This is a genomic window from Variovorax sp. AB1(2024) (assembly GCF_037482385.2).
Taxonomy (GTDB): domain Bacteria; phylum Pseudomonadota; class Gammaproteobacteria; order Burkholderiales; family Burkholderiaceae_C; genus Variovorax.
In genome coordinates this window covers 460493-487428 of record NZ_JBBHKP020000001.1, presented here as the reverse complement: position 1 = coordinate 487428, position 26936 = coordinate 460493, and the positions used below count along the sequence as shown (strand labels likewise).

The following is a 26936-nucleotide window of genomic DNA, read 5'->3' as shown; positions in this document are numbered from 1 at the left end:
CCGCCCATGCCGCCCATGATCCGCCGCCGACCGCTTCTGCTGCAGCTCCTGTCCACGGCCGCCCTCGCGGCCGGCACGCTGCCCCGCGCCGCGACGGCGCAGCCGCTCTATCCCGCCAGGCCCTTCCGCTGGATCGTGCCGTACCCGGCCGGTGCCGGCGCCGACATCGTCGCGCGCACCGTGGGCGCCCAACTCGCCATCGACACCGGGCAGCCGGTGACCATAGAGAACCGTGCCGGAGGCAACACCGCGCTCGGCGCCATCGAGGCGGCGCGCGCGCCGGCCGACGGCTACACGCTGCTGTCGGCCGACAACGGCATGCTGGTGTTCAACCCCGCGATCTACCGCAACCTCAGCTACAACCCCGTGCGCGACTTCGCGCCGGTCACGCTGATGGGCCGGCTGCCGATGGTGCTGCTGGTCGGCCCGGCCACCGGCGAGAAAGACGCGCGCGCGTTCATCGCCGACGCGCGCGCCTTTCCCGGCAAGGTCAGCTTCGCTTCCGCCGGCACCGGCAGCCCGCAGCACCTGGCCATGGAACTGCTCGAGCGCGAGGCCGGGCTGAAGATGGTGCACGTGCCGTATCGCAGCGCGGCGCCCGCGCTGGCCGACGTGGCCGGCGGCCAGCTGCCGGCCATGATGTGCGACCTGGCGGCGGCCCGCCGCTTCATCCAGAGCGGCAGGCTGCGCGCGCTGGCGGTGGCCCATCCGCGCCGGCTGGCGCAACTGCCGGCGGTGCCGACCTTCGCCGAGCTCGGCATGCCGCGCGTCGAGGCCGCCACGCTCATGGGGCTCGTGGTGCCCGTGAACACGCCCGGCGAGCTGGTGGCGCGGCTGCAGCAGGCGGTGGCCAGCGCCATCCACAACCCGGCGGTGCTGGCCCGGTTCGCCGAGCTCGGCATCGAGGCCGCAGGCGACGGGCCCGGCAAGTTCGCTTCGCTGCTGCAGGCCGAAGCGGCGCGCTGGCACCCGCTCATCCGCGACCTCAACCTGGTGCTCGACTGAGCGGCCCGCGCCTTTACGGCAACTTTGCGCGCAGGCCGCGAAGTTCTCATCCCCGGCTAAGAGTCGCTGCCTAGATTGGCGCATCGCCAGAAAGGGTTGGCGGGGCGGTGTGCACGGGCAGGCCGGCCTGCCCGGAAAAACAATGAAAACTCGCCGGTTCCACCACGTCGTCTTTGCGGACGATTTTTTTCGCTCCGCGGCCAACGGCCTGACCTACCACGTCGCGAACCGGCGATTCCTGCGTGCTTTCTTCGACACCGCTCTCGGCCGCCTGGGCCTGCCGGTGCAGGAGGTCGCGCCGCTGTCCGACGGCGGGCGCATCGACGTCGCGCGCCTCATGGCCCGGCTCGACCTGCCCTGCACCCCGGCCGGCTGGGCCCGCGCCTGCATCGCCGACCTGGCGCCGCTGGCGGGGCGCGACGGCATGCCGGCGTTCGACCCCGGCTGCCTGGTGATCGGCTGGGGGCTGACGCCAGCGCTGCAGCACTGCATCGACCGCGGCGGCGCCAGCTACCTCGACATCGAGATCGACCCGCGCCGCTTCACCGAGCACCTGCACTTCTGCGCCCGCACCAACGACCCCGCCATCGAGGCCGCGCTGCGCGCGCGCCGGGTGGACGAGGAGCTGTTCTGGAACCACGCGAGCGTGCTCAAGGGCTACTTCGCCAGGCGCGGCGCCGCTTCGCTGTTCGACCCGCGCCTGCGCGTGGGGCTGTTCTTCGGCCAGAGCCTGGTTGACCTGTCGCTGGTGGGCGGCGGGCGCACCATGCATCCGGCCAGCGTGATCGCGCCGCTGCGCGAACTGGCGCGCGGGGTCGACCTGCTGGTCATCAAGCCGCACCCGTACGAGCCCGCGCTGCACGACCTCGCGCCCATCGCACGGGCCATTCCCAACGTCGCGTGGACGCAGGAGAACACGTATGCGCTGCTGTCGGCGAACAACGTGCACTTCGCGTCGGCGCTGTCGTCCAGCGTGCTGGCCGAGGCGCGCTATTTCCGCAAGCCCGCGCACGCGCTGATCCATGCGGACCGCAATGCGCGCTCGCAGCTGCCGGCGGCATGCTCGGGCTGGATGCCGATCGGCGCCGGGCTCGGCGCGATGGACTTCATGGCCGAGGCCTGCGGCGACATCTCGCCTTTGTCAGCCAATGCCGCCGCCAGCGCATCGGCGTGGCCGGCCGCCGCCATCGAGCAGGCATTCGCGCTGCGCTGGGGCTTCGACGACAAGAGCCAGGGCCTGCGCGACGTGGCCGAGCTGCGCCTGGACCGGCCCTACATGTTCCATCCCGGCAGCCCCGCGGCCGGCTGGCTCAGCCACGGCTGGGCCGGCTTCGACGGGGAGGGCGCGCGCAGCGAGGGCGAACTGGCCAGCCTGGTCATACCGCTGCCCGCGCTGGCGCCTTCGCAATCGCTTGCGGTTTCGCACCAGAGCCCGCACCGCATCGAGGTGCGGGTGGACTACCGCAGCAATGCCAAGGCCACGAGCGTGCACGCCATGTTCGACGGCGTGGTGCTGCCGGCCCGGCGCGTCACGGGGGCGCGGCGCCGCAGCCTCGTGTTCGACATCGAGGCCGCGGCGGCGCGCAAGTGCCTGGTGCTGCAGTTCGTGGTGGCGGACACCGGGCGCTCCCTGCCGCGCCGTGCGCTGGCGCGGCCGTCTTTCACGATCAAGCGGCTGCAGGTGTCGCTGCGCATGGGCCGGGGCGTGGTCTCGGCGCCGCCGAAGGCCACGTCGATGCGATGGGCCGAGATGCATCCGCTGCGCGCGGCGGCCCGCGTGTTCCGCGCGGTGGTCGATTCGGCGCGCGGGGTCATGGGCTAGCCGGCGCGCCGCCCGCAAGGCGCAGCAGCAGCGTGACCCATTGCTGGCGGCGGTCGATGGCGGCCTGCCTGCCTTCGACGCCGTCCGTGGTGTTGCCGGCATTCATGGCGAGCAGTTCGCCCGCCGCGGTTGCCACGGCCCGCGCGAACTTCGCCGCGTCGCCGCGCCACACCACCACCCGGTGCTCGAGCCCGAGCTGCGCGGCGCGCCCGGCGTTGATCGCCTGTTCGGGCTGGTCGGTCAGCAGCAGCAGGATCGGCTTGCGGTACACCGCCGCGATCGACAGCGCCGCCATGCCCGGCGCGGAGACGATGAAGGCGCTGCGCGCTGCGGCCTCGATCCAGTGCTCGTCGCGCGCATGCCAGCGGGGACGCCGCGCATAGCCTTCGCCCACCAGGTGCGCCGGCAGGCCCGCGTCGGCCAGGCCCTGCTCCAGGCCTTCGGCCAGGGCCGGTTCCTCGAAGTGGGGGTTCAGGTAGACAGCGGCGGCGCGCGGCGCGGCCTCCTGTGCATGGGCCACCGCATCCACCACCGCGACCGGCGTCGGCAGCCGCCAGCCGCCGCGCCCGTCGTGGGCCGGCTCGCCGTGCGCGAAGTCATGCGCGATGCGCGCGAGGCTGCGGTCGATCTGCCACGCCACGATGCCGCCGAACAGCCGCGCCACGGCGCCCGGCATGCGGCCCTCGAAGTTGGTCTGCAGCGCATGCCGCAGGCTCGCGCCGTACACGTGCACGACCTTGCGGCGCCAGAACGGCAGCCAGCCCATCAGCAGCAGCGCGGGGTGGAAGGAGTCGTTCACCACCAGGTCCGCGTCGCGGAAGCGGCGGCTCAGCCGCAGCACGTCGCGCAGCATGCGCGTGGGGCGGAACATGTAGTGCGCCACGTTGCGGTCGGTCTCGCGGCGCAGCATGTTCTGCTCCTTGTCGAACTGCACCGCGTAGTGGCGCGAAAGCACGGGCGCGTCGATGCCGAAGCCGGCCAGGAAGCGCGCGCCTTCGTCCGAGGTGGTGAGCACCTGCACCCGCGCGCCGGCGTCGCGCAGCGCGTGCGTCAGCAGCTGCGCGCGCATCAGGTGGCCGCGCGCGTCCGCGGTCGCGAGGTAGAGGATGCGCGGCGGCATCGCTCAGGCGTGATGCCGGTGCCGCAGCGGCCGCGTGGCGCCAGGGCGCAGCCGCAGGGCCACGCCCGCCAGCCACATCCCGGCCGCGCCGGTGATGCCGAAGCCGCGTTCGGTGTCTCGCACCTCGCGCATCAGCTGTGCGAGCCGGGCCTGCTCGTGCGGCGCCACGCAGCGCTGCAGCGTGTGGCTGCACAGGCGGATGTGGCGGTCTTCGTCGGCCAGCACGCGCGACAGCAGCGGATGCAGCGGATGCTGCTGGCCGATCAGCGCGCAGTGGCGCTGCAATATGCGCGAGGCCATCTGCTCCGCGCTCAGGCCGATGGCATAGGCAGGCACCAGCCCGCCGTGCGCGAAGTGCGGCGCATGCCGGCGGATCAGCTGCTGCCAGCGCGCCAGCTTGCGGCGGCTGAACCAGTCGGGCCGGGGTGCTTCCTCGGGCGAGGCGGCGGCCTGGGCGGTGCCGCCGCGCAGGTTGATGGCTTCCGCGAAAAGGCGCGCGTGCAACTGCTCGTCGGCCAGGTGCTGGTCGAGCTGGCGCGCGAGCCAGTCGGGCGGGTCGATGCGCAGCTCACGCTGCAGCGCCTGCTCGGACGATTCCTCGCCCACCAGGTAGAAGCGCAGCAGCAGCATCTCGCCCGCATTGCTCGCATGCAGCTGCCGCAGCGCGGCGCGCTTGACGTGGTGCACGATGCGCGCCTGCAGCGCGGGCCAGCCGCTAAGCCGCGGCGGGGCGAGGCAGTCGAAGCCGGCTGCCGCGTCTGGTGTCTGGTCAGCGGGCATCGGCCTTGGCCTGCACGGGCTGCGGCTGTTGCTGCTGCTGCCAGCCCAGCACGAGCCCGATGAAGCTGTCCTGCAGGAACGCGCGCGCGGCCGCGTCGGCGCCCGCGAACTCGCGCTGCTGTCCGTCGTAGCGCACGAAGCCCTTGCCGCCGGCCGCGCCGAGCACCAGCTTCTCGTTCTTGCGGAAGCCGCGCTGCAGCAGCGGCTGCAACAGCGACTGCGACTCGAGCCCGTACAGGAACAGGTCGCGCTGCACCACCTGGCGCGGGATCTTGCCGCTGAGCGCCTGCAGCTCCAGCGTCCAGTTGCCTTGTCGCATCGCTTCGGCCAGTTCGCGGCCCTTGGCGGCCGGCGCGTGGAAGCGCGCGCGCGCCACCGACTTCGACGCCTTGCCCAGCCCCAGGCCGATGGTGATGTCGGCGTCTCTTGCGCCATCGGTGCGGTTGTCGTCCACCTGCACCAGCACATTGGCCAGGCGCGCCGTGAGCGAGGGCCTGGCCAGCGCTTCGATGACCTGGTCGGCCGTGAGCACCACGCGGTCGGTGTTCGCCTCGTTCACCACGACCTGGTACGGGTCGATGCGGATGTCGTTGAACTCCCCGCCGATAGGCGAGTGCGCGTGGCTGCTCACCGACCAGTCGGTGCCCGAGCGGCTCAGCAGCGCGTGGAAGGTCAGCGGCACGCGCTGGCCGCCGCGCGCCTGGCCCGAGCCCTGCAGCAGCACGTCGCCGACGATGGTCTTCTCGGCGTAGCTGCGGGTGTTGGTGAAGCGGATGGTGTGCGCGGCGCCGTCGAGCGCAGCGCGCGTTTCGGGGTCGTCGAGGGCGAGGCGGTTGCAGTCGTTGCCCGCGCCGGCCAGCGCCGCGAAGGGGCAGCCGGCATCGGACTTGAAGTTGAAGACGCCGCGGCCGGCGAAGTCGGCAGCGCTGGCCAGCGTGAAGGCGCCTGCGAGCGCGAGGCCGAGCGCGGCGCGGCGCGCCGGAAACGAAGAGCGGATGTGCATGGTCTTTGTCGTTTGTTGTTCTTGTGTCGAGTGCCGCTCAGGGCAGGCGATTCAGGGCCGGTGATAGGAGAGCGCCTGCGCGTCCGCGTTGGTGCGGCCCGTGGTGTGCCAGCCGATGCCGCGCGCGAACGCGCCCAGCATGTCGACGGCCGAGAAACCCAGGATCAGCGCCACGCCCGCGAGCCAGCGCAGGCCGCGCAGCGGCGGCAGGTCTTGATGGTTCAGCGCCTTCACGCTGAAGCCCAGCCGCGTGAACAGCACGCACAGCGGGCCGATGGGGCCGCTCTTGGCCAGCCACTGCCAGCGCGGCGACACGTAGCTGCGCAGCAGGTGCGGCGTGAGCGAGTAAGTGTCCTGCCCGCGCATCCAGCGCAGCTTGAGCGCCTCCAGGCGCGTGTCGGGCAGGCGGTGTTCGGTGTGGGCCGTGGCCGCGTAGCGAATGGGCACGCCCGCCGCCTTCAGCCGCATGCCCAGCACCTGGCAGTGCGCGCGGTACACGCCGTCGAGCGCCTGGTAGCTGTGCCGCTCGAACACCTCGCGGCGGAAGGCCACGTTGTTCGCGTAGAAGTTGCTCGTGGCGCCGGCATGGCCGGCGTTGGGGAAGTACATGAAGTCGATGGTCGTCAGCGCGGTGCCGACCACGTTGGCCGCGTAGCTGGTGCGCCCGGCCACCACGGCGGGCGCATCGGCGCCTTGCGTGAACGGCAGCAGCATCTGCAGCAGCCAGTCGTCGTCGGGCAGGCAGTCGGCATCGGCGAACACCACGTGCGTGCAGCGCTGCGCATCGGTGGCCGCGAAGCCGGCGTTCTTGGCGTCGTAGTACCCGGTGGCCGCGTCGATGCGCACGAAGTCGACCGGGCGGCCCGCGAGCGCGCTCACTGCATCGCAGGTGGCGGGGCTCAGCCCGTCGTGCGTGATGACCACCTGCGCGAGCGCCGTGAGCGGCAGCTTCTGTTTCGCGAGCAGTGCCACCAGGCGCTGCAGGCTGGCGCCGGCCCTAGCCTCGGCATCCGCTCCGCCGCGCAGGTTGTTGGTCTCCAGGACCAGCGCGCAACGCGCGGCAACTTGATCGGGCATCATCGAATTTTCCTGTCCGGACATTGTTTTGAAGGCTTGCACCCTGCTTTTATCGCACAACCGCGCCAGCCACCAGTGCAGCGCGCCGCCGGGCCGGCCATGAAGGTCGGCATCTTCGGCGCCGGCTACGTGGGCCTGAGCTTCGCGGCCTGCCTGGCCGAGGCCGGGCACGAGGTGCTCTGCACCGACGCCGACCTGCCGCGCATCGAAGGCCTGCAGCGTGGCCTGATGCCCTTGCACGAACCGGACCTGGAGCCCCTGGTGGCCGAGGGCCTGGCCGCCGGCACGCTGCGCTTCACCGCCGACGCGCAGGCCGCCTGCGGGCACGGCGACGTGCTCTTCATCGTGGTCAACACGCCGGCGGATGCGCAAGGGCGCGTCGACCTGCGGCAAGTGATGGCGGTGGCGGCGGGCATCGGGCGGCACCGCGAGCGCGAGGCGCTGGTGGTGTGCAAGTCGACCGCGCCGGTGGGCACGGCCGACCAGATCGAGGCCGTGCTGAGCGGCGAGCTTTCGCGGCGTGGCGCCTCGCTGCGCGTCGCGGTGGCCGCCAACCCCGAGTTCCTGCGCGAAGGCGCGGCGGTGCGCGACTGCCGCCGGCCCGACCGCGTGGTGATCGGCACGCGGGACCCGTGGGCCATCGACCTGCTGGCCCGGCTCTACGCGCCGTTCGTGAGCGAACCCGAAAGGCCGCTGCTGGTGATGGACCGCCGCTCGGCCGAGCTCACCAAGTACGCAGCCAACGCGATGCTCGCCACCCGCATCAGCTTCATGAACGAGATGGCGCGCGTGGCCGGGCACGCGGGCGCCGACATCGAGATGGTGCGGCGCGGCATTGGCGCCGACCACCGCATCGGGCCCGACTTCCTGCAGGCGGGCGCGGGCTACGGCGGCTCCTGCCTTGCCAAGGACGTGCGCGCGCTGACCCGCATGGCCGAGCGCGACGGCCATGCGTTGCGCATTCTCTCGGCGGTCGAGGCCGCGAACCACGAGCAGAAGGGCCGGTTGTTCGACCTGATGACCCACCACTTCGAAGGCCGCATCGCGGGCAAGACCGTCGCCGTGTGGGGCCTGGCCTTCAAGCCCGACACCGACGACATGCGCGACGCGCCCAGCCTGGTGCTGCTTGAGCGGCTGCTGGCGGCCGGCGCGCGCGTGCAGGTGCACGACCCGGCCGCGATGGCGAATGCGCGCGCCATCGTCGGCGAGCGCGACGGCCTGCTCTGGTGCGCCACCGCGCAAGAGGCGCTGCACGGCGCCGACGTGCTGGCGCTGGTGACCGAGTGGCCGGTGTTCCGCGAGGCCGGCCTTGCGCAGATCGCGCGAGAACTGCGCATGCCGGCGATCTTCGACGGCCGCAATGTCTATGACGCGGCGCAAGTGGAGGCCGCGGGCATCGCGTACTACGGCATCGGGCGCGGGCGCGCGGTGCCGCGCTGAGGCGGTCGCCCGGTCAGTCCTGCGGCAGGAAGGCGTCGCCCGGCGTGAGCGGCGCATGCCGGTAGCTGGCCGGCGTGCGGCTCAGCTTCACCGGCGCGCCGATGCCGCGGTAGCCGCCGGGCATCTCGACCACCATCTCGCGGTGCAGCGTGTGCGGGTGCTGCAGCGCGGCGTCGACCGGCAGGACCGGCGCGGCGGGCACGCCGGCGGCCATGAGCTGCTCGACGAGTTGGCGGCCGTCGAAAGCGGCCATGGCCGCCTCGAGCCGCTGCTTGAGCTCGCCGCGGTTCACCGAGCGCGCACCGGCGGAGCGGTAGAGCGGATCTTCGGCAAGCCCGGGCAGGCCGATGCAGCGGCACAGGCTGGCGAACTGGCGGTCGTTGCCCACGGCGATGAACACGGGGTCGGTGCCGGTGGCGAGTGCGTCGTAGGGGTAGATGTTGGGATGCGCGTTGCCGGTGCGGCGCGGCGCGGTGCCGTCCATGAACCAGTTGGCCGCATGCGGATGCAGCAGCGACAGGCCGCTGTCGTACAGCGCCGCTTCCACGAACTGGCCGCGTCCGCTGCGGTTGCGTTCCTGCAGCGCGAGCAGCACGCCGATGACCGCGTTGAGGCCGGTCACCATGTCGACCACGGGCAGACCGACGCGCAGCGGGCCGCCATCGGCTTCGCCGTTGATGCTCATGATGCCGGTCATGGCCTGCACGGCGGCGTCGTAGCCGGGCAGCGCGCCGAGCGGACCATCGGCGCCGAAGCCGGAGACGCGGCACCACACGAGGCGCGGGAAGCGTTGCGACAGGGTCTCGTAGCCGATGCCCCAGCGTTCCATGGTGCCGGTCTTGAAGTTCTCGATGAGCACATCGGCCTCTGCGACCAGGGCGAGCAGCGATTCGCGGCCTTCTTCTGTCGAGAAGTCGAGGTGCTGCACGCGCTTGTTGCGGTTGAGGCCGTGGTAGTACGAGGCCACGCCTTCCTTGAACGGCGGGCCCCAGGTGCGGGTGTCGTCGCCTTGTGGCGGCTCGACCTTGAGCACATCGGCACCGTGGTCACCGAGGATCTGTCCGCAGTAGGGACCGCCGAGGATGCGGGAGATGTCCAGCACCCGGATGCCTGCGAGGGCGCCTTGGGGTTGTGTCATTTCTGTCTTTCGTTTGTTCTTTCTTTCTTTCGGGGCACGCTCACGCCGACGGGGTACCTTGCTCCGCGAATGTCCCCCGGCCTTCGGCCTCCTCCTTTATTTCGCTGCGCAAGGCACCCCGCCGTCGTGAGCGTTCAGAGCACTGGTTGATCGGCCCGCACGAGCGCGGCGTCCATCGTGCACAGGGCGTCGGGTGCTCCCCGCAGCGAAATAAAGGAGGAGGGGCGCAGCCCCGGGGGACATTCGCGGAGGGGAGTACCCGATGGCCTGTGCACACGCCACGAACGAAGCGGCTGAATCAGTCCAGCTGCGCCCCGGACTTCTGAACCACGTCCTTCCACTTGACCGACTCCGCGGCGATGAACTGCCCCAGCTTCTGTGGCGATGTGTCGGCCGATGCTTCCAGGCCTTGGGCAGAGAACATCTGCTTCACCTTGGGTGAGTTGAGCACCTCGGCAAACGCATGATTCAGCTTGGCCACGCGGTCCGCCGGCGTGCCGGCCGGCGCGACGATGCCGAAGAACACGCTCACGTCATAACCCTTGTAGCCCTGCTCCGCGATCGTCGGCACGTCGGGCAGCGCCTGCGAGCGCGCCGACGTGGCAACGCCCAGCGCGCGCAGCTTGCCCGCCTTCACATAAGGCAGCGCGGTGAGGATGTCGGTGAACGTCATGCTCACCTGGTTGCCCAGCAAATCATTGAGCGCCGGCCCCGTGCCCTTGTACGGAATGTGCTGCAGGTCGGTACCCGCCACCGAGTTGAAGAGCACGCCCGCCAGGTGCGACGACGCACCGTTCCCCGACGACGCATAGCTCAGCTTGCCGGGGTTGGCCTTGGCGTAGGCCACGAGCTCCGGCACGGTCTTCACCGGCAGGGCGGGGTTCACCACCAGGATGTTGGGCAGGTAGCCGACCTGGATCACCGGCGCGAAGCTCTTCACCGGGTCGTAGTTGATCTTGCGGTACAGGCTCTTGTTGATGGCCAGCGGGCCCGAGGTGCCGAACATCAGCGTGTGGCCGTCGGCCTCGGCGCGCGCCACGTATTCGGCGCCGATGTTGCCGCCCGCGCCCGCGCGGTTCTCCACGATCATCGGCTGGCCGAGGCGGTCCTTCATCTCGGCGGCGAGCGTGCGCGCCATCGCGTCGGTCGGGCCGCCGGGCGGGAAGGGCACGACCAGCGTCAAGGGCTTGGCGGGAAAGGCGTCGGCCGCATGCGCGGCGGGCACGGCGGCCACGAGCGTGGCGCATGCGGTCAGCAGGAAGATGAAGCGTTTCAAAGGGATGTCTCCGTTTTTGTGTGTTGGGGAAAGCAGGTTCAGGCGATGGCCTGCGCGGTGCGTGCGGCGGGTGCGCCGTTCCAGTCGGCGGGCATCGCATCGGGCGAGAGCGGGTCGCGCGGCAGCACGCGGTGCAGCAGCACCAGCTGCGCCCAGCGCAGGCGCGGCGCGGAGCCGCCGTGCGCGGCCTCCCAGGCCATCGCGATGGCGCTGGTGCAGTGGTAGAGCGCCGATGCCGCCTGGCGCGCGAGCACGTCGCCGCCTTCGCGCGCGGCGGTCTCGGTCAGCGCGGCGGCGCGGTCCAGCGCGTCGCGCAGGGCCTTGGCGAAAGCCGGGGCCAGCGCCGCGTCGTCGAGCAGCTTGCGGCAGTGCGCGCGCAGCACGGGCAGCGAGCCTTCGCGCTTGACCGCGCGGATCACGTCGAGCGCCACGATGTTGCTCGTGCCTTCCCAGATCGAGCCCAGGTGCGCGTCGCGCACCAGGCGCGCATCGCTCCATTCCTCGATGTAGCCGCAGCCGCCGCGCACTTCCATTGCATCGCCCGTCACCTTGCGCGCATCGCGGCAGGCGCGGAACTTGATGAGCGGCGTGAGGATGCGCAGCAGCGCATAGGCGTCGCGCTCGCCGGCGTCGGAGCGGGCGAGCGCCAGAGCGGTCTGGCACACCATCGTGCGGGCCTGCTCGGCCGGCAGGCGCAGCTTGTCGAGCTGGCGCTGCATCAGCGGCATCTGATCGAGCGTGCGGCCGAAGGCGCGGCGCTCGGAAGCGATGAACTCGGCCTCGGCCACCGCACGGCGCATCAGGCCGGCGGCGCGCACGCCGTTCGACAGGCGCGAGTTGTTGACCATGTCGGCCATCTGCACGAAGCCGCGGCCGGCCTCGCCCACGAGGTACGCGACCGCGCCTTCGAGGCGGATCTCGCCGCTGGCCATCGAGCGCGTGCCCAGCTTGTCCTTCAGCCGGATGATGCGGTAGTGGTTGAGGCTGCCGTCGTCCAGCCGGCGCGGCAGCAGGAACAGCGACACGCCCTTCATGCCGGGCTGGCCGCCCGATTCGTCGTCGGCGCGCGCCAGCACCATCGCGAAATCGGCGTCGGGGTTGGAGCAGAACCACTTGTCGCCGCTCAGGCGCCAGCTGCCGTCGGCTTCCTGATAGTGGGCCAGCGTGGCGGTGGCGGCGATGTCGGAGCCGGCGGCCTGCTCGGTCATGAACATCGCGCCCTGCGCGAGTTCGTCGAAGTCGAGCGAGGTCAGGCGCGGCAGAAATTTGGCGACCAGCTCAGGGTGGCCGAATTTCTTGAGCGTGCGCGTGAGCGAATCGGTCATCGACACCGGGCAGCACAGGCCGAACTCGGCCTGCACGAACAGGTAGGTCAGCACGTATTTGACGAGCGGCGGCATCCTGCCCTGCCAGCCCAGCGTCTCGTCGCGGTGCGAGATGGCGGCCAGGCCGAACTCGGCGAGCGCCAGGCGTTCCATCTCGACGTAAGCGGGGTGCTTGAGGATCTTCTGGTCGTCCAGCCCGGTGCGGGTGCGCTGCTTCAGCACGGGCGGGTTGCGGTCGGCGGTGCCGGCCAGTTCGTCGAGCAGGCCGCCCGCGAGGCCGCCCAGGCGCTCGAAGTGCGGCTGCATGTGCCGGCGCAGGTCTTCGGGCAGGTAGAGCGCGAGCAGCGCGTGCAGCTCGGCGTCGGTGGTGAACAGGTTCTGGCCGTGCCGGTCGGGAATCGGATGGGCTTGCTCTGCGGACATGCGCTTTGTCTCCATGGGTCCTTTGGTCTGGCGCATTGTTGGAGCCGCGACGATCCGTGTCTAATATCGATTTGGTCTTGTTCGATTCGATCTGACTATCCATGGAACTGCGGCACCTGCGCTACTTCTCCGTGCTCGCCGAAGAACTGCACTTCGGCCGGGCGGCGCGGCGCCTGTCGATCTCGCAGCCGCCGCTGTCGGTGGCGATCCGCCAGCTCGAGGACACGGTGGGCGCGCGGCTCTTCGAGCGCAACAGCAAGGAGGTGCGGCTCACGCCGGCCGGCGAGGCGCTGCGCGTGTCGGCGCGGCGCGTGCTGCTGCAGGCGGAAGAGGCGGCCGCGGAGGCGCGCGACGTGGCGCTGGGTTCGGCGGGGCGGCTGCGCATCGGCTTCGTCGGCGCGATGCTGTACCGGGGACTGCCGCAGGCGCTGCGGGCTTTCCAGGCGAAGCACCCGGCGGTGCGCATCACCCTGAGCGAACTCAATTCCGGCGTGCAGATCACCGAGCTGCTGAACGACCGGCTCGACCTGGGCTTTGCCCACACGCGGCGCGTGCCGCTCGAACTGCAGCACCGGCTGCTGCTGTCGGAGCCCTTCGTGGCCTGCCTGCCGGCGGAGCATGCGCTCGCGCGCAAGCGGGTGCTGGCGCCGGCCGACCTGCGCGCGCAGCCGTTCGTGCTGTTCTCGCGCGAGGCCTCGCCCGACTATCACGAGCGCATCCTGTCGATCTGCGCCGACGCCGGCTTCCTGCCCGAGGTGCGGCATGAAGTGCGCCACTGGCTGGCCGTGGTCTCGCTGGTGTCGCAGGGGCTGGGCGTGGCGCTGGTGCCGCAGGCGATGCGCAATTCAGCCTTGCGCGGCGCTGTGTTCAGGCCGCTCGACCGCGCGGTGGCGCAGTCGGAGGCCTATGGCATCTGGCGCAACGGACCGGCCAACGTGCTGGTCGAGCGCCTGCTGCAGGGCGTGGCGGACAGCATTGCCGCCGACCAGAGTCAGGCGTAGAGGGGCTCCTCGGCCATTTGCTCGCACTGGTCTTCCAGCACCAGGATCTGCCCCTTCCAGTAGTCGCTGGAGCCGAACCACGGGAAGTTGATCGGGAAGATCGGGTCTTCCCAGCGCCGCGCCAGCCATGCGCTGTAGTGGATGAGCCGCAGGGTGCGCAGGGGCTCGATCAGCGCCAGCTCGCGCCGGTCGAATTCGCGGAACTGCTCGTAGCCGTCGAGCAGGCCCGACAGCTGCGCGGTGCGCTGGGCGCGGTCGCCCGACAGCAGCATCCACAGGTCCTGCACGGCGAAGCCGGTGCGCGCGTCGTCGAGGTCGACGAAGTGCGGGCCGCCGCCGGGGCGGTCGGTAGGCGTCCACAGAATGTTGCCGGGGTGCACGTCGCCGTGCAGGCGCAGCTTGCGCGGCTTGAAGTCGGAGGCCGGCGGCTGCAGCGCCAGCGCGGTGGCGCGGACCATGTCCAGCGCGTCGTTGCAGGCCTTTTCCCAGTCGCGCTGCACGTCCAGCGGGATCTTGTCGTTCTCCAGCAGCCAGTCGCGCGAGTCCAGGCCGAAGGTCTGCAGGTCGAGCGCGGGGCGGGCCTCGAAGGGCTTCGCGCTGCCCACGGTGTGGATGCGCGCGAGGAAGCGGCCGACCCATTCGAGCACCTCGAAGTCGTCGAGCTCGGGCGCGCGCCCTCCGCGGTACGGGCTCACGCTGAAAGCGAAGCCGGCGTGGTGGTGCAGGGTCTTGCCGTCGAAGGCCAGGGGCGGCACGGCGGGCACTTCGCCGGCGGCCAGTTCGAGCGAGAAGCCGTGCTCTTCGAGGATCTCGGCCTCGCTCCAGCGCCCGGGACGGTAGAACTTGACGACGACCGCGGAGCGGTCTTCCAGGTAGACCTGGTAGACCCGGTTCTCATAGGAATTCAGGCCGGTGAGCCGGCCGTCGCCGTGCAGGCCGAGCGTCGCGAGCGCGTCGAGCACCACGTCGGGCGTGAGGCTCTCGTAAGGATGTGTGTTCGCGGGCGCCGCGGAAGAAGGAGTCATGCGGCCATTGTCGCCACACGCGCGCTCCAGGGGTCAGGCGTCGCCGGGTTGTTTGTAAAGAGAAAGGACATGGCCCGCGCGCGGGTCGCCCTTGCCGGCCAGCACTTGCGCGTAGGCGGCCTGCACCGCCTCGCCGCCGTGGTGGCGCTCGGCGCGCAGCCAGGGCTTGTTCGCATCGGTCGCGGTGGCGATGAAGTCGCGCCAGGCGGCCACCATGCGGCGCCCGAACTCTTCCGCGCCCCATTCGGCGGTGCGCTTCTTGATCTGCGCGGGCGCGAAGAACAGCGTGGCGCGCGGGCCGGCCAGGTCCTTGCCGGCGCCCTTGGCGGCGAGCTGCTCGACGTGCGTGCCGCCGATGGAGCTGCTGTACTTCAGTTGGGTGAACCGGCCGTGGATGGCGTTGCGCAGCGCGCCGTTGCCCGCGAAGTCGATGTACACGCAAGGCGTGTCGGCCGCGATGGTGTCGAGCGCCTCGTAGGTCACGACGCGGTCGTAGCAGCCCAGGCTTTCGCAGAAGGCCACGTTGGCCGGCGAAGTCAGGCCGATCACCTCGATGCCTTCGCGCCGGTGCAGCTGGAACGCGGTGCCGTAGGCCGTCTTGCTCGATGCGCTGGACAGCAGCATGGTCCTTGCGCCGAAGAAATCGTTGTCGCCCATGAAGTCGTCGATCAGCCACGAGGTGATGAACAGCGGGCGCAGCAGCGACTGCGTGTCTTCCGAATCCGCGGTGTAGAGCGGGTCGCGCGCGCAGCGGAAATACTGGTTGTAGACGGCGGGCAGCTCGGCGCGGTGCGCCGCCGTGTCGGTGAAGCGCTCGGGCGACAGCCGCCCGGGGCTCAGCACCGCGCCGGTGGCCATCGGCCAGTAGCCGTAGAGCCGCTCGCCCACCGCCACGCCCGGGTGCAGCGACTGCACCACGCTCGCGAAGCCCCACACGGGAATGCTGCCCCAGCCTTCTTCGCCGGTCGGGTAGAACTGCCAGTAGCTCATCGCGTCGCCGAAGGCGGCATAGGTGATGTTGTTCGACGTGAGCGCAAAGCTGTCGATGCGCACGCGCACCTGGCCGTCGGCCAGCGGCGCGTCGGTGGCGGTGTGCAGCCGCGTGGTCGCGAGCTGGTCTTTGCGGATGAGAAGGCTGGTGGTGCTCATGGGCGAAGCTCCGGCAGTGGATCGTGCCCGCGACCTTAGCCAAGCGCCATGAAAGGCGCCATCGCGCGCAGCGTTTTGGCGTCGCGCGCGAGACATGCCGTGCCTGCCCTGCCGCTCTGCCGCTCTGGCGCTCTTCCGCTCAGTCCGAGCGCCCGTGCCGCAGCACGCGGCCCGCATGCACGTCGGCCGTGCGGCCCTCGCGGCAGGCGAGCCGGCCGTTGACGAACACCGCGTCGATGCCCGCGCTGGGCTCGGTGGGGTGGTCGAAGGTGGCGCGGTCGGCCACACGCTGCGCGTCGAACACCACGATGTCGGCATGGTGGCCGCTTGCCAGCAGGCCGCGTTCGTGCAGGCCGCAGCGGCGCGCGCTCAGGCCCGTCATCTTGTGTACCGCCGTCTCCAGCGAGAACAGCTTGCGCTCGCGCACGTAGTGGCCCAGCACGCGCGGGAAGGTGCCCCACAGGCGCGGGTGCGGGCTGGTGTCGTGCGCCAGGCCGTCGGAGCCGACCATGGACATCGGGTGGCCGAGGATGCGGCTCACGTCGTCCTCGCTCATCGCGAAGTAGATCGCGCCGGCGGGCTGCAGCTCCGCGGCCAGCTGCTCGGGCGGGCGGCCGCGCTCGCGCGCCAGTTCGAGCAGCGAGCGGCCGGCCGCGCTGGCGTCGGCCTTCGACCAAGTCACGCGCACGTCGTCGGACTGCGCCACGCGCCCGGGCAGCAGCATGGTCGACGAGGCGTTGTAGGGATAGCAGTCGAAGCACACGCGCTGTGTTTGCGCGGCCTCCTCGATGGCCGCGAGCGTCTGCACCGAGCGGCCGTGGTTGGCCTTGCCGACCAGCTTGTGGTGCGACAGCACCGTGTCCACGCCCAGCGCGCGGCCGATGTACAGCGCCTCGCGCAGCGCCTCGTCGATGGCGTCGGCCTCGTCGCGGATGTGCATGGTGACGATGCCGCGCGCGCCGGCCAGCGCGACGCCCACGGCAATCACCTCCTGCGCGCTGGCGGCGCGCGCCGGCGGGTAGTAGAGGCCGGTCGACAGGCCGATGGCGCCGCTGTCCAGCGCTTGTGCCAGGTCGTCCGCCATGCGCCGCGTCTCGTCGCCGTCGGCCACGCGGTCCAGCCGCGCCATGTGCCGCACGCGCAGCGTCGAATGGCCGACCAGGCAGGCGGCATTGAGCGCGGGCCGTGCCTGTTCGAGCGCGTCGAGGTAGTCGCCGAAGCGCTCGAAGCGCCAGGCGTCGCTGCCCAGCAGGTCGAGCGGCGCGGGCGGCGTGACCGACGAGCACAGCGGCGCCAGGCTCACGCCGCAGTTGCCGGTGACCACGGTGGTCACGCCCTGCGACAGCTTGGGGTGGGCGCCCTGCGGCGCGTCGAGCAGCAGCCGGTCGTCGTGCGTGTGCACGTCGATGAAGCCCGGCGCCACGATGCGCCCGCGCGCGTCGAAGCGCTCGCGCGCCGCCACGCCGGCCAGCTCGCCCAGGCGCACGATGCGCCCCTGTTGCACGCCCACGTCGGCGCGCACGCGCGGCGCGCCGCTGCCGTCGATCACCTCGCCGCCTTCGATCACCAGGTCGAGCATCGCCATGCCTTCAATCGACCTGCGCGCCGGAGCGCTTCACCACGTCGGCCCACAGCGGCGTTTCGCGGGCCACGCGCTCCCACAGCCGCTGCGGCGGTCCGGTGAGCGTTTCGAAGCCGATGGCCGCGTACCTCTCGCGCATGGCCGGCGTGGCGAGGATGGCGTTGACGGCCGCGTTCAGCCGCTCGACCACGGCGGGGGGTGTCCTCGCGGGCGCCACGATGCCGCCCCAGGCCACCACGTCGTAGCCCGGCACGCCCGACTCGGCCACGGTGGGAATGGCCGGAAACAGGGCGCTGCGCTGCGCGCCCGTGACGGCCAGCACCGCGAGCCGCCCGGCCTGGATGTGCGGCGCGATCGAACTCAGGTTGTCGAACATCAGGTCCACCTGGCCGCCCATCAGGTCCTGGATGGCCTGGGGGCTGCCGCGGTAGGGCACGTGCGCCATGGACGTGCCCGTCAGGGTCTTGAACAGTTCGCCGCTCAGGTGGCCGGTGGTGCCGTTGCCGGCCGAGGCCATGGTGAGCTTGCCGGGACGGGCCTTCGCCAGCGCGACCAGTTCGCCCACGCTGTGCACGCCCAGGTCCTTGCGCACCACCAGCGCGTTCTGCACGTAGCCCAGCAGCGCGACGGGCACCAGCTGGCGGTCGGGGTCGTAGGGGAGCTTCGAGAACAGCGCCTTGTTGATGGCCAGCGTGCCCACGTTGCCGTAGCCCAGCGTGTAGCCGTCGGGCGCGGCGCGCGTCACGTCGACCATGCCGATGTTGCCGCTGGCGCCTGGCTTGTTGTCGATGACGATCGCCTGGCCCAGCGACTTCGACAGCTCGTTGGCCAGCAGGCGGCAGACCGCGTCGGGCGAGCCGCCCGCGGCCGAGGGCACGACCAGGCGCACCGCGCGCTCGGGCCAGTCGCCCGCGCGGGACGCCAGCGGCAGCGCCGCCAGCGCGGTGGCCGAAGCCAGCCGCAACAGCGCGCGGCGGGTGGGAATCTGCGGTGTCATGGAAAGCCTTTCATCGTCGAAGCCATCAAGGAATGGCCGCGATGTTGCGCGGCGCGCTCTCCGTGGACAAACCATGTTTGCTGCGTCTAGCATGAGGTTTTCGCATGCACTTTCGCGGTGCTGCACTGGCAAACGCCCACAGCGGCATGCACCGAAAGAGCGCTTTCCTCATGAACACCAACATCCGTGCCCCTTCGACGATGTCGCTGCTGTGCCTGGAGGCCAGCGCGCGGCTGCGCTCGTTCACCGCCGCCGCGCACGAGCTGCGGCTCACACAGGGCGCGGTGAGCCGCCAGGTGCAGAGGCTCGAGGACCGGCTCGGCGTGCGGCTGTTCACGCGCCGCCGCGAGGCGCTCGCGCTGACCGAGGCGGGGACGTACTACCTGGGCGAGGTGGCGCCCTTGCTGCGCCGGCTGGAGCGCGCCACCGCCACCGTCATGGCCCTGAAGGGGCGCGGCGGCGAACTGTCGCTGTCGGTGGGCGCGTCGGTCGGCAGCTACTGGCTCATTCCGCGGCTGCCGGCCTTCACCCGCGCGCACGGCGAGATCACGCTGAACCTGGGCACGCGCGTGGGCCAGGTCGACTTCCGCACCACGCCGGTCGATGCGTCGCTCGAGTTCAGCGACGGCCAGCGCGCCGGGCTGCACAGCGAGTTCGTGCTGCCGCTGGTGCTGTCACCCTACGCCTCGCCGTCGTGGGTCAAGGTGCACGGCAAGACGGTCGATGCCGGCACGCCGCGCTCGGCGCTCATCCACCATCACACGCTGCCCGACGGCTGGGACGAATGGTTCCGCCGCGAGGGCATCGCCGATGCGGCGCCGCGCGAGGGGCCGCGCTACGAGATCATGTCGATGGCGCTCAACGCGGCTGTCGCCGGCATGGGCGTGGCGCTGCTGCCGCCCTACATGGGCGAGGACATGGTGGCCTCCGGGCGGTTGAAGCGCCTGAGCCGCCACGCGCACCGCTACGCCAAGGGCTACTACCTCGTGTACCCGGAAGAGTCGGCGCGCATGCAGTCGCTGCAGGTCTTCAAGGCGTGGCTGCTCGCGCAGGCAGGCGCATGAAAAAAGGCGGCACCGTGGCCGGTGCCGCCTTCAATTGCGAGCTCGCCGAGCGCGCCAGCTGCGCTGGAGCTCTCAGGCGATGGTCAGTTCCACGTCAATGTTGCCGCGGGTCGCGTTCGAGTACGGGCAGACCTGGTGAGCCGTGTCGACCAGCTTCTGCTTGGCTTCGGCGTCCAGGCCGGGCAGCGTGATCGCCAGCTTCACGGCGATGCCGTAGGCGGCGCCGCCGTTCGTCGGGCCGAGGGAAACGCTGGAGTCGATGGCGACGTCTTCCGGCACCTTCACGCCGATCTTCGGGCCGACGGCCTTCATGGCGCCGATGAAGCAGGCGGCGTAGCCGACCGCGAACAGCTGTTCGGGGTTGGTGCCGGGCTTGCCGGAACCGGGCGAGCTCAGCTTGACGTCGATGGCGCCGTCGCTGGACTTGCCTGCGCCGTCACGGCCGCCGACCGTGTGGGCTTCTGCGGTGTAGAGCACTTTGTCGAGCTTGGTGGTCATGGTGATTCCTTTGATGATGGAGTGGAGGGAGGGTGGAAAAGCCTCGGCCGCAAGCAGCCTCGGCGGGGAGAAACGGAGAACAAAAACGGGCGCTGCGTCAGGCGGCTTTCCTGATGCGGTCGCGCAGCGCCTGGATCTGCTGGGTGAGCGAAACCAGCTCGGGCACCGAGCACTGGGCAGCAGCCATCAGGCACTCGGGCACGTCGGCCGCGCGGGTCTTGAGCTTGCGGCCGACGGCCGTCAGCGTGATGTGCACCCGGCGCTCGTCGGCCACGTCGCGCACGCGGGTCACGTAACCGTTGGCTTCCAGCCGCTTGAGCAGCGGGGTGAGCGTGCCGGAGTCGAGCGACAGGCGGTCGCCCAGCGCGGAGACCGTCGGGCCGTCCTGCTCCCACAGCGAGAGCATCACGAGGTATTGCGGGTAGGTGAGCTGCAGCTTTTCCAGCACCGGCTTGTAGAGCCGGGTCATGGCCAGCGAGGCGGAATACACGGCAAAGCACAGCTGGTTGTCCAGCTTGAGCATTTCGTCGGCGGAGACGGGTGTGGAGCGCATGGGTCGAATTGTAGCGAGCAATTGAATTGTGTGCAATGTAAAGTTAAGGTAAACGTCGTGCCACACTTGGGACTTTGGTTTTCATCCCGCCTTCCGTTTCGCCCGACCCCGTATGCGACTCTCCCCGATTCCCTCGACAGGAAACGCCACGCCCCTGGCCGTCCCGCCTCCTGCCCTGCAGCGCAACATCCTGTGGGCCCTGGCGGCGATGCTGCTGCTGTGGACCCTGTCCTTCAGCTGGTTCTATCCGACCCCGCCCTGGGACAACGTCGAGGAGCTGTTCTGGGGCAGCAGCTTCGAATGGAGCTACTACAAGCATCCGCCGCTGCCGAGCTGGCTGATGGGCGCCCTGATGCTGCTGGGCGGGCGCCAGCCCTGGCTGACCTACGCGGCCGGTGTCGGCTGCGGCGTGGGCGCGCTCTGCCTGGTGTGGCGCTGGTCGCTCGAAATGGTCCACCCGGCGCGCGCGGCGCTGGCCGTGCTGCTCGGCTCGCTGGTGGCCTACCACGTGCAGCGCGCGGTCATCTACAACCACAACACCGTGCAACTGCTGCCGCTGGCCGGCTACTGGTGGATGCTGTGGCGCGTGCTGCACGCGCCTTCGTCGTCGAAGCTGCGTGACTGGGCCTGGCTGGGCGTCTTCGCGGCGCTGTCGATGCTCACCAAGTACAGCGCGGTGGTGCAGTTCGCGGTGGGCGCGGCCTTCATCGTGCGGCAGGGCCTGTGGCGCGATGCGCATGTGCGGCGCGGCCTGCTGCTGGCGGCCGGCGTCGCGCTGGTGCTGATGGCGCCGCACCTGTGGTGGGTGCTGGAGCACTCCGGCCGCAGCATCGACTACGCGCGCCATTCCGTCCACCCCGGCACGCACGGGCACGGCTTTCGCCACCTGGTGCATGTGTTCCTGGTGCAGGTATCCCGCCTGTTGCCGATGCTGCTGCTGGTCGGCTGGGCCTGGTTCACCCGGGCTGCCGTCGCGCCCGCGCCCTCATCGGCCGCCACGCCGGGGCTGAACGCGTTCGACCGGCGCTTCCTGGCCTGGGCCACGCTGGGGCCCATGTGCCTCGTGTTTCCCGCGGCGGTGCTGCTGAAGGTTCCGCTGGTTCCCTCGTGGCTCGGCACCTTCTTCCTGCCGGCCGCGCTGTGGGCCGTGGCCGTGCTGCCCGGCCTCGAGGCGGAGCGCTGGAGCCGCCGCCGGTGGCGCGGCGTGATCGTCACGGTGGCGGTGCTGCATGTGGCCGGCGCGCTCGGCCAGGCCTGGGTCGACGGCGTGCTCAGCAAGCGCCTCGGCTACATCACGCGTGCCAACCTGCCGGCGCAGGAAGTCGCGGACGCTGTTCGTGACATCTGGCGCGACCGCGTCGGCGACCGCCCGCTCACGCTGCTGGTGGGCGACACCTGGTTCGCGGGCGCGGTGGCGCTGAGGATGGACCCGTCGACGCAGTTGCTGATCGACGGCGACGAGCGCAATTCGCCGTGGCTGCCTCCAGGCACGCTGGCGCGCGAAGGCGGCATGGTGCTGATCCTCGACACGCACGAGTTCCGCTCCGAAGGCGCGCTGCTCCAACCCCGGCTGGCCCTGGCCGACTGCCGCGGCACGCTGGACATTCCGTGGGCCGGAACCGACGAGCACAACAGGCTGCGCATGCGCTGGGGCATCGTGCTGCCGCAGGGAGAGCGCGCAGCGAAGAACTGCGCGGCGGATGCGAAGAAGTAGCGCGGCCTCAGCCCCTGAACCGCTTGCGCGTCAGCGCCAGCGCGATCCAGAAGGAGACGACCGCGTACACCGCCAGCACCGCCGCATGCACCCACCAGCCTGCCGGCCACTGGTCCATGAACAGCGGCCGCACCAGTGCCACCGCATTCGTCAGCGGCAGCCAGGCCGCCACGGCCTTGACCGCGGAGGGCAGCTGTTCGAGCGGAAAGAACACGCCGCTCAGGAACATCATCGGCGTCATGAACAGCGTGAAGTAGTAGGTGAAGAAGTCGTAGCCCTTGGCCAGCGCGTTGAAGATCAGCGCGATCGACGAGAAGGTGATGCCCGCGCCCACCAGCACCATCCACGCGACGATGAGCTTCGGGCTTTGGCTGATGCCCAGCCCGAGCATCACGAACAGGATGGCCGTGACCGTGAAGATCGACTTGAACGCGGCCCACAGCATCTCCGCCAGCACGATGTCGTCGAGCCCGACCGGCGCGTTCATGATGCCGTCCCAGGTCTTCTGCACATGCATGCGCGAGAACGCCGAGTACAGCGCCTCGAAGCTCGCCGCGTTCATCGCGCTCATGCAGATCGACCCGCTCGCCAGGAACAGGATGTACGGCACCTTCACGCCGTCGACCGACACCTGCCCCACCAGCGCGCCCATGCCGTAGCCGAAGGCCACCAGCCAGATCAGCGGCTCGGCGATGTTGCCGATCAGGCTGGGAATGGCCAGCTTGCGCCACACCAGCAGGTTACGCAGGAACACCGGCCACCAGCGCAGCGAGATTTCGGGTGCGCGCCAGACCGAGGGCGCAGCGGGCGCGTTCGTTTTTGTTGTTGCGGCGGTTGTCGTGTCCATGGCCTAGCCGTCCTCGCGAATCTGGCGGCCGGTGAGCTTGAGGAACAGGTCCTCCAGGTTCGCCGGCCGGTGAAAGGTGCGCAGCCCGCCGTGCCGCGTCAAGGCGTCGAGCAGCCGTCGCGCGTCCTGCGTGTAGAAGAACACCGTCTCGCCGCTCACTTCCACGCGCGCGGCCATCGCCTTCAGTTCGGCCGATTCGGCCAGCGACAGCGCGCCGTTGCCGTATACCTCGACCACGTCGGGCTCCAGGTGCTCGGCGATCAGGTCGCGCGGTCGGCCTTCGGCGATCTTGCGGCCGTGGTCGAGCACCAGCAGGCGCGAGCACAGGCGCTCGGCCTCGTCCATGAAGTGCGTGGTCAGCAAGATCGACTTGCCCTGCTGCAGCAGCACCTGCAGCCGCTCCCACATCAGGTGGCGCGCCTGCGGGTCGAGCCCGGTGGTGGGCTCGTCGAGCAGCAGCAGCTTGGGGTCGTTGACCAGCGCGCGCGCCAGCGACAGCCGCCTGCGCATGCCGCCCGACAGTTCGCCCGGCTTGGCATCGGCCTTGTGCGACAGCGCCGCGAACTCCAGCAGCTGCGGCACGCGCTCGCGCACCTGCGCCTTGCCGAAGCCGAAGTAGCGGCCGTACACCACCAGGTTCTCGGCGCAGCTGAAGTCGGGGTCGAGCGTGTCGAACTGCGACACCACGCCCAGCTGCGCCTTGATGGCCAGCGCGTCGCGCGGCATCTGCAGGCCCAGCGCGGATATCTCGCCGCCGTCGGGCGCGGTGAGGCCCAGGCACATGCGGATGGTGGTGGTCTTGCCGGCGCCGTTCGGGCCGATCACGCCCAGGCATTCGCCGGGCGCGATCTCGAACGACAGGTCGTCGACCACGGTGGTCTCGCCATAGCGCTTGCGCAGCCGGCTGACCTGGAAGAGGGGCGGGGGGGACGGGGTTGTTGTGGGCTGCACGCGGCGATTCTGACGCAGGCGTGCGCAATCCGCCCCCGCGGCTTGCCCGGGCCACGGCACAATCGCTGCCAAATGCATTTCACGGGGGGAGGCCCAAAGATGCTGCGTTTCCTGTTGGCGCTGTCTCTCCTGATGGCGCTCGGCGCCTGCGCGCCGTTTCATCGGCCGCTGTCGTCCGCGGACCGGGGCAAGGTCCGGGAGGTGGACGTGCGCGTGGTCGTCGCCCAGGAGAGCTTCATGTTCTCCGCGCAATCGCCCGGCGTGAGCGCTGCCACCGGCGGCGGGCTGATCGGCGCGCTGATCGACTCGTCGGTGCAGCAGTCGCGCCAGAAAGACATGAGCGCCGAGGTGCAGGCCATCGTCGGCCCGCTGCTCGACTACGACTACCGCGCCGAAGCGGCCCGCGCGCTCGAGGCGCAACTGGCCGATCCGAGCTCCTTTCCGCTGAAGATCCGCTCGGCGCAATTGCTTGCCGCCATGCCGGTCAAGGCCGCGCACGAAGCCCGCATCGCCGCCACCCGGGACGGTCCCGCGTACATGGTGGTGTGGCTGCAATACGCGCTCGAGCCCGGACTCGGCGCTTTCACCACGCGCGCCTCCGCGCTGCTGTGGCAGGACGGCAAGAGCGAGCCCAGCTACCGCACCGCTGCCATTTTCCAGACGCCCATCGGCGGCACCGCGCGCGCCACCGTCATCCGCCGACTCACGGCCGACGACGGACAGGTGCTGCGCGGCGTGATGCGCGACTCGATGACGCAGACGCTGCGCGCGGTGGCGATGGACATCGCCGGCGCGCGCTCCGGCGCGGTGAAGACCGCGCGCTTCAATGTCAACGGCTCGTGGGTGACCGTGGCCGGCGCGAGCTTCGACGAGCAGCCGGGACGCGTGCTGTTCCGCGACCAGGACGGTGCCCTCTACTCCGTCAGGAGCGCAGCCCCATGATGCAAATACGCGCGCGGAGTGCCGCCGCCCTGTGTGTCCTTTCGGCGCTCTGCGCCATGCCGGGCCTGTCGCATGCGCTGACCGAGACCGAGCCGCTTTCCATGGTGTTCGAGCCGGCGCCCGAGGCGGCGGAGCGGCCCAACAGCCCGCCGGTCGCGCGGCTGCACGTCGCCAATGGCTGCACCCTGTACCTGCCGGCCATCGACGACCTGCGCCTGAACAAGGCCAACGTGGGCAACCTGACCGTGATGCTGCCCACCTTGCACGCCACGCCGGTGTCGGTGCAGTCCATCCAGGGCGGCGACGCCGGCCCGTGGATTCGCGGGGCGCTGCAGTCGGCCGGCCGCTACGGGCTGCAGGTGGTGGCCGCCGCGCCGCCGTCGCCCGGTGCCGCACGGCAGGTGACGGCCGATGTGGCGCTGCGCCTTGCGCATGCGTGGTCCGCCGGGCTGAACCTGGTCTCTCATGTCGTGCTGCAGGCCACCTACCGCAGACCCGGCGCCGAGCCCGTGGTGCGCCAGTACCACGGCATGGGCACGCGCACCAACTGGGCCAACGGCAACGGCGAATTCATGTCGGTGCTGAACCTCGGCATCGAGGAAGCCGTGCGCGGCATGGCCACCGATGCCGCGGCGCTGTGCGATGGCAGGCCCTTGCCCGAACGGGCGGCCGTGCCATGAAGCCCATGCTGAAGCTGCACCTGACCTGCGGCGCGCTGCACGCGTCGCAGATTCCTTTCTTCGTCGCGGTGTGCGAGCAGGCCGGGCTGCGGCCGCTGCTGATCGACCATCACCACCATCGCGGCGGCAACGATCATGGTGGCGGTGATCGCAAGCAGCAGCCTTCGGCCATCGCCTGGCTGCGTGCCGACTTCGAAGAAGCCAAGGCCGAGGCCATGGCGCTGGCGCAATGGCTGGCGCGCGCGGGCATGGCCGTGCTGGGCGTGAAGGTCGATGCGCAGGTGCATGACGCCGACAGGCTGGGCCGCGCCGGACGGTACTTCGAGTGGCGCGGCAAGCTGCGCCAGCTGCACGACCTCTCCGCGCTGCAGCAGCTGTGCGAGGCGCACGGCGCACAGCTGTCGCGCGACAGCCTGCGCGAAGAAGCCGACACCTGCTTCCTCACGCTGCGCAGCCGCGAGCCACTGGATGCGTTCAGCGTGCGCGTGGTGGCGCTGTGCGAGCAACTCCACCGCGACGGCTGGTCTCTGCTGGCGCAGGACTCCGAGATCTGCCTGCACGACAGCCGGGAGACACCCGAGATGCCCGGAGCCGACTGGCTCGCACCTTACCTGGGGTCTGCTAGAGCCTGAGTTCGCTGAACTCCATCTTCATCCAGTCGATGAAAGCCCGCGTGCGCGCCGGCAGCAACCGCGCGTTCGGGTAGATCACGCTCACGGGCCGCGGCTGCGGCTCGAAGTCTTCCAGCACCAGCGCGAGCCGCCCCTGCGCCACGTGCGGCATCACCTGGTAGGAGAAGAAGGTGCCGAAGCCCATGCCCGCCGCGCAGGCTTCGATGGCCGGTGCGATGTGGTTGAACTCCAGCCGGTTGTCCGGCGTCACGCCGATGGTCTTGCCGCCGTCGCGGAACAGCCATTGCGGCGGCGCATCGACCCGGCCGCGCACGCAGGGCGCGCCGTTCAGCTCGCGCGGATGTTGCGGCGTGCCGTGCGCTGCCAGGTAGGCGGGGCTGGCCGCCACCACGCGGCGGATGGTGCCCAGCGTCTGCGCCACCAGCGACGAGTCTTCCAGCGGGCTGATGCGGATGCCCACGTCGACGCCCTCTTCGAGCAGGCTCACCGTGCGGTCGTACAGGCGCACGCTGCAGCGCACCTTTTCATAGCGCTTCATGAAGCGCACGATGGCCGGCGCCACGTACATGTGGCCGAACAGCACCGGCGCGGTGATGGTGAGCTGCCCGGCCGGCTCGCGTGCCTCGGCCTTCAGCGCGAGGTCGGCGGCGTCGGCCGCCAGCAGCACTTCGCGCGCGCTCGGCAGGTAGTGGCGGCCCTCCTCGGTCAGCGAAAGGCGGCGCGTGGTGCGGTGGAACAGGCGCACGCCCAGGTGCGCCTCCAGCGACGCCAGCGAGCGCACCACCGCGGGCAGCGAAGTGCCGAGCGCCTCGGCGGCGCGGGTCAGGCTGCCCTGGTCGGCAATCTGCACGAAAGTCTGCATGGCCTTGAAACGATCCATGGCGCGATTAAA

25 protein-coding genes are annotated in these 26936 nt (G+C 70.7%); 9 read left to right on the top strand and 16 right to left on the bottom strand.

The genetic code is table 11. The features are described 5' to 3' along the window. Nucleotides 1-15: 15 nt before the first annotated feature. The gene (locus WIX39_RS02405; RefSeq protein ID WP_106937632.1) at nucleotides 16-1005 is read left to right on the top strand and encodes a Bug family tripartite tricarboxylate transporter substrate binding protein; all 990 of its coding nucleotides are present in this window, start codon (nucleotides 16-18) and stop codon (nucleotides 1003-1005) included. 142 nt (nucleotides 1006-1147) lie between these two features. Beyond that, entirely contained in the window at nucleotides 1148-2827 is a 1680-nt protein-coding gene (locus tag WIX39_RS02400; RefSeq protein WP_106936529.1) for a hypothetical protein, read from the top strand. On the opposite strand, the gene WIX39_RS02395 is transcribed toward WIX39_RS02400, so the two are convergent. Genes WIX39_RS02395 through WIX39_RS02380 form a run of 4 tightly spaced genes read right to left on the bottom strand, consistent with a single transcriptional unit; the run spans nucleotide 2817 to nucleotide 6810 of the window. Next, entirely contained in the window at nucleotides 2817-3947 is a 1131-nt protein-coding gene (locus WIX39_RS02395) for a hypothetical protein (protein WP_106936530.1), read from the bottom strand. The genes WIX39_RS02400 and WIX39_RS02395 overlap by 11 nt on opposite strands. A 3-nt stretch (nucleotides 3948-3950) precedes the next feature. After that, a complete protein-coding gene (locus WIX39_RS02390) occupies nucleotides 3951-4727 on the bottom strand; it encodes a diiron oxygenase (protein ID WP_106936531.1) in 777 nt (258 codons plus the stop codon). Further along, the gene (locus tag WIX39_RS02385) at nucleotides 4717-5730 is read right to left on the bottom strand and encodes a hypothetical protein (protein WP_106936532.1); all 1014 of its coding nucleotides are present in this window, start codon (nucleotides 5728-5730) and stop codon (nucleotides 4717-4719) included. Before WIX39_RS02385 ends, WIX39_RS02390 begins: the two co-directional genes overlap by 11 nt. Nucleotides 5731-5781: 51 nt before the next feature. Beyond that, nucleotides 5782-6810, bottom strand: a complete 1029-nt coding sequence (locus tag WIX39_RS02380; RefSeq protein ID WP_106936533.1) for a glycosyltransferase — start codon at nucleotides 6808-6810, stop codon at nucleotides 5782-5784. 96 nt (nucleotides 6811-6906) lie between these two features. Here WIX39_RS02380 and WIX39_RS02375 point away from each other — a divergent pair, with 96 nt between their 5' ends. Further along, nucleotides 6907-8247 (top strand): UDP-glucose dehydrogenase family protein, encoded by a 1341-nt coding sequence (locus tag WIX39_RS02375; protein WP_106937633.1) that lies wholly within the window; start codon nucleotides 6907-6909, stop codon nucleotides 8245-8247. Nucleotides 8248-8260: 13 nt separating this feature from the next. Here the strand turns inward: WIX39_RS02375 and WIX39_RS02370 are convergent, their stop codons facing one another. From WIX39_RS02370 to WIX39_RS02360, 3 genes are all read right to left on the bottom strand, one after another. Continuing rightward, nucleotides 8261-9385, bottom strand: a complete 1125-nt coding sequence (locus tag WIX39_RS02370) for a CaiB/BaiF CoA transferase family protein (protein ID WP_106936534.1) — start codon at nucleotides 9383-9385, stop codon at nucleotides 8261-8263. Nucleotides 9386-9683: 298 nt separating this feature from the next. After that, on the bottom strand, nucleotides 9684-10661 hold the full coding sequence (locus WIX39_RS02365; RefSeq protein WP_081267517.1) for a Bug family tripartite tricarboxylate transporter substrate binding protein: 978 nt from the start codon (nucleotides 10659-10661) through the stop codon (nucleotides 9684-9686). 38 nt (nucleotides 10662-10699) lie between these two features. Further along, nucleotides 10700-12409, bottom strand: coding sequence for an acyl-CoA dehydrogenase family protein (locus WIX39_RS02360; RefSeq protein WP_106937634.1), 1710 nt, complete (start codon nucleotides 12407-12409; stop codon nucleotides 10700-10702). Nucleotides 12410-12510: 101 nt separating this feature from the next. On the opposite strand from WIX39_RS02360, the gene WIX39_RS02355 reads away from it, so the two are divergent. After that, nucleotides 12511-13410 (top strand): LysR family transcriptional regulator, encoded by a 900-nt coding sequence (locus WIX39_RS02355; RefSeq protein ID WP_106936535.1) that lies wholly within the window; start codon nucleotides 12511-12513, stop codon nucleotides 13408-13410. On the opposite strand, the gene WIX39_RS02350 is transcribed toward WIX39_RS02355, so the two are convergent. From WIX39_RS02350 to WIX39_RS02335, 4 genes are all read right to left on the bottom strand, one after another. Next, nucleotides 13401-14435: a serine/threonine protein kinase gene (locus WIX39_RS02350; RefSeq protein WP_081267519.1), complete on the bottom strand. Its 1035-nt coding sequence runs from the start codon at nucleotides 14433-14435 to the stop codon at nucleotides 13401-13403. The two genes, WIX39_RS02355 and WIX39_RS02350, sit on opposite strands and share 10 nt — an antisense overlap. A gap of 33 nt (nucleotides 14436-14468) precedes the next feature. Further along, nucleotides 14469-15584 carry a DUF2855 family protein gene (locus tag WIX39_RS02345; RefSeq protein WP_106936536.1) on the bottom strand — a complete coding sequence of 372 codons (1116 nt, stop codon included), beginning with the start codon at nucleotides 15582-15584 and terminating at the stop codon, nucleotides 14469-14471. 139 nt (nucleotides 15585-15723) lie between these two features. Further along, nucleotides 15724-17163, bottom strand: coding sequence for an N-acyl-D-amino-acid deacylase family protein (locus WIX39_RS02340; RefSeq protein ID WP_409196311.1), 1440 nt, complete (start codon nucleotides 17161-17163; stop codon nucleotides 15724-15726). Between the two features lie 10 nt (nucleotides 17164-17173). Next, a complete protein-coding gene (locus tag WIX39_RS02335; protein WP_106936537.1) occupies nucleotides 17174-18163 on the bottom strand; it encodes a Bug family tripartite tricarboxylate transporter substrate binding protein in 990 nt (329 codons plus the stop codon). 170 nt (nucleotides 18164-18333) lie between these two features. On the opposite strand from WIX39_RS02335, the gene WIX39_RS02330 reads away from it, so the two are divergent. Next, nucleotides 18334-19227, top strand: coding sequence for a LysR substrate-binding domain-containing protein (locus WIX39_RS02330; protein WP_234382248.1), 894 nt, complete (start codon nucleotides 18334-18336; stop codon nucleotides 19225-19227). Nucleotides 19228-19299: 72 nt separating this feature from the next. On the opposite strand, the gene WIX39_RS02325 is transcribed toward WIX39_RS02330, so the two are convergent. Together WIX39_RS02325 and WIX39_RS02320 are read right to left on the bottom strand one after the other, a co-directional pair. Then, nucleotides 19300-19725 carry an organic hydroperoxide resistance protein gene (locus tag WIX39_RS02325; RefSeq protein ID WP_019657755.1) on the bottom strand — a complete coding sequence of 142 codons (426 nt, stop codon included), beginning with the start codon at nucleotides 19723-19725 and terminating at the stop codon, nucleotides 19300-19302. A gap of 97 nt (nucleotides 19726-19822) precedes the next feature. Beyond that, complete coding sequence (locus WIX39_RS02320; protein WP_106936538.1) at nucleotides 19823-20278, bottom strand: MarR family winged helix-turn-helix transcriptional regulator; 456 nt, start codon at nucleotides 20276-20278, stop codon at nucleotides 19823-19825. 112 nt (nucleotides 20279-20390) lie between these two features. Here WIX39_RS02320 and WIX39_RS02315 point away from each other — a divergent pair, with 112 nt between their 5' ends. After that, on the top strand, nucleotides 20391-21992 hold the full coding sequence (locus WIX39_RS02315; protein WP_240204936.1) for a glycosyltransferase family 39 protein: 1602 nt from the start codon (nucleotides 20391-20393) through the stop codon (nucleotides 21990-21992). A 7-nt stretch (nucleotides 21993-21999) separates the two neighbouring features. Here WIX39_RS02315 and WIX39_RS02310 read toward each other — a convergent pair whose 3' ends face one another. Next, entirely contained in the window at nucleotides 22000-22839 is an 840-nt protein-coding gene (locus WIX39_RS02310) for an ABC transporter permease (RefSeq protein ID WP_409194433.1), read from the bottom strand. Nucleotides 22840-22842: 3 nt separating this feature from the next. Next, the gene (locus WIX39_RS02305; RefSeq protein ID WP_253819824.1) at nucleotides 22843-23868 is read right to left on the bottom strand and encodes an ATP-binding cassette domain-containing protein; all 1026 of its coding nucleotides are present in this window, start codon (nucleotides 23866-23868) and stop codon (nucleotides 22843-22845) included. Between the two features lie 21 nt (nucleotides 23869-23889). Here WIX39_RS02305 and WIX39_RS02300 point away from each other — a divergent pair, with 21 nt between their 5' ends. The 3 genes from WIX39_RS02300 to WIX39_RS02290 are packed head-to-tail and all read left to right on the top strand — an operon-like array spanning nucleotide 23890 to nucleotide 26044. Beyond that, nucleotides 23890-24732: a hypothetical protein gene (locus WIX39_RS02300; protein WP_081267526.1), complete on the top strand. Its 843-nt coding sequence runs from the start codon at nucleotides 23890-23892 to the stop codon at nucleotides 24730-24732. Beyond that, nucleotides 24729-25412, top strand: a complete 684-nt coding sequence (locus WIX39_RS02295) for a hypothetical protein (protein ID WP_106936541.1) — start codon at nucleotides 24729-24731, stop codon at nucleotides 25410-25412. Before WIX39_RS02300 ends, WIX39_RS02295 begins: the two co-directional genes overlap by 4 nt. Further along, nucleotides 25409-26044, top strand: coding sequence for a hypothetical protein (locus WIX39_RS02290; RefSeq protein WP_234382262.1), 636 nt, complete (start codon nucleotides 25409-25411; stop codon nucleotides 26042-26044). The genes WIX39_RS02295 and WIX39_RS02290 overlap by 4 nt, the downstream gene beginning before the upstream one ends. Here the strand turns inward: WIX39_RS02290 and WIX39_RS02285 are convergent. Continuing rightward, nucleotides 26034-26924 carry a LysR family transcriptional regulator gene (locus WIX39_RS02285; protein WP_106936542.1) on the bottom strand — a complete coding sequence of 297 codons (891 nt, stop codon included), beginning with the start codon at nucleotides 26922-26924 and terminating at the stop codon, nucleotides 26034-26036. The genes WIX39_RS02290 and WIX39_RS02285 overlap by 11 nt on opposite strands. Nucleotides 26925-26936 lie beyond the last annotated feature (12 nt).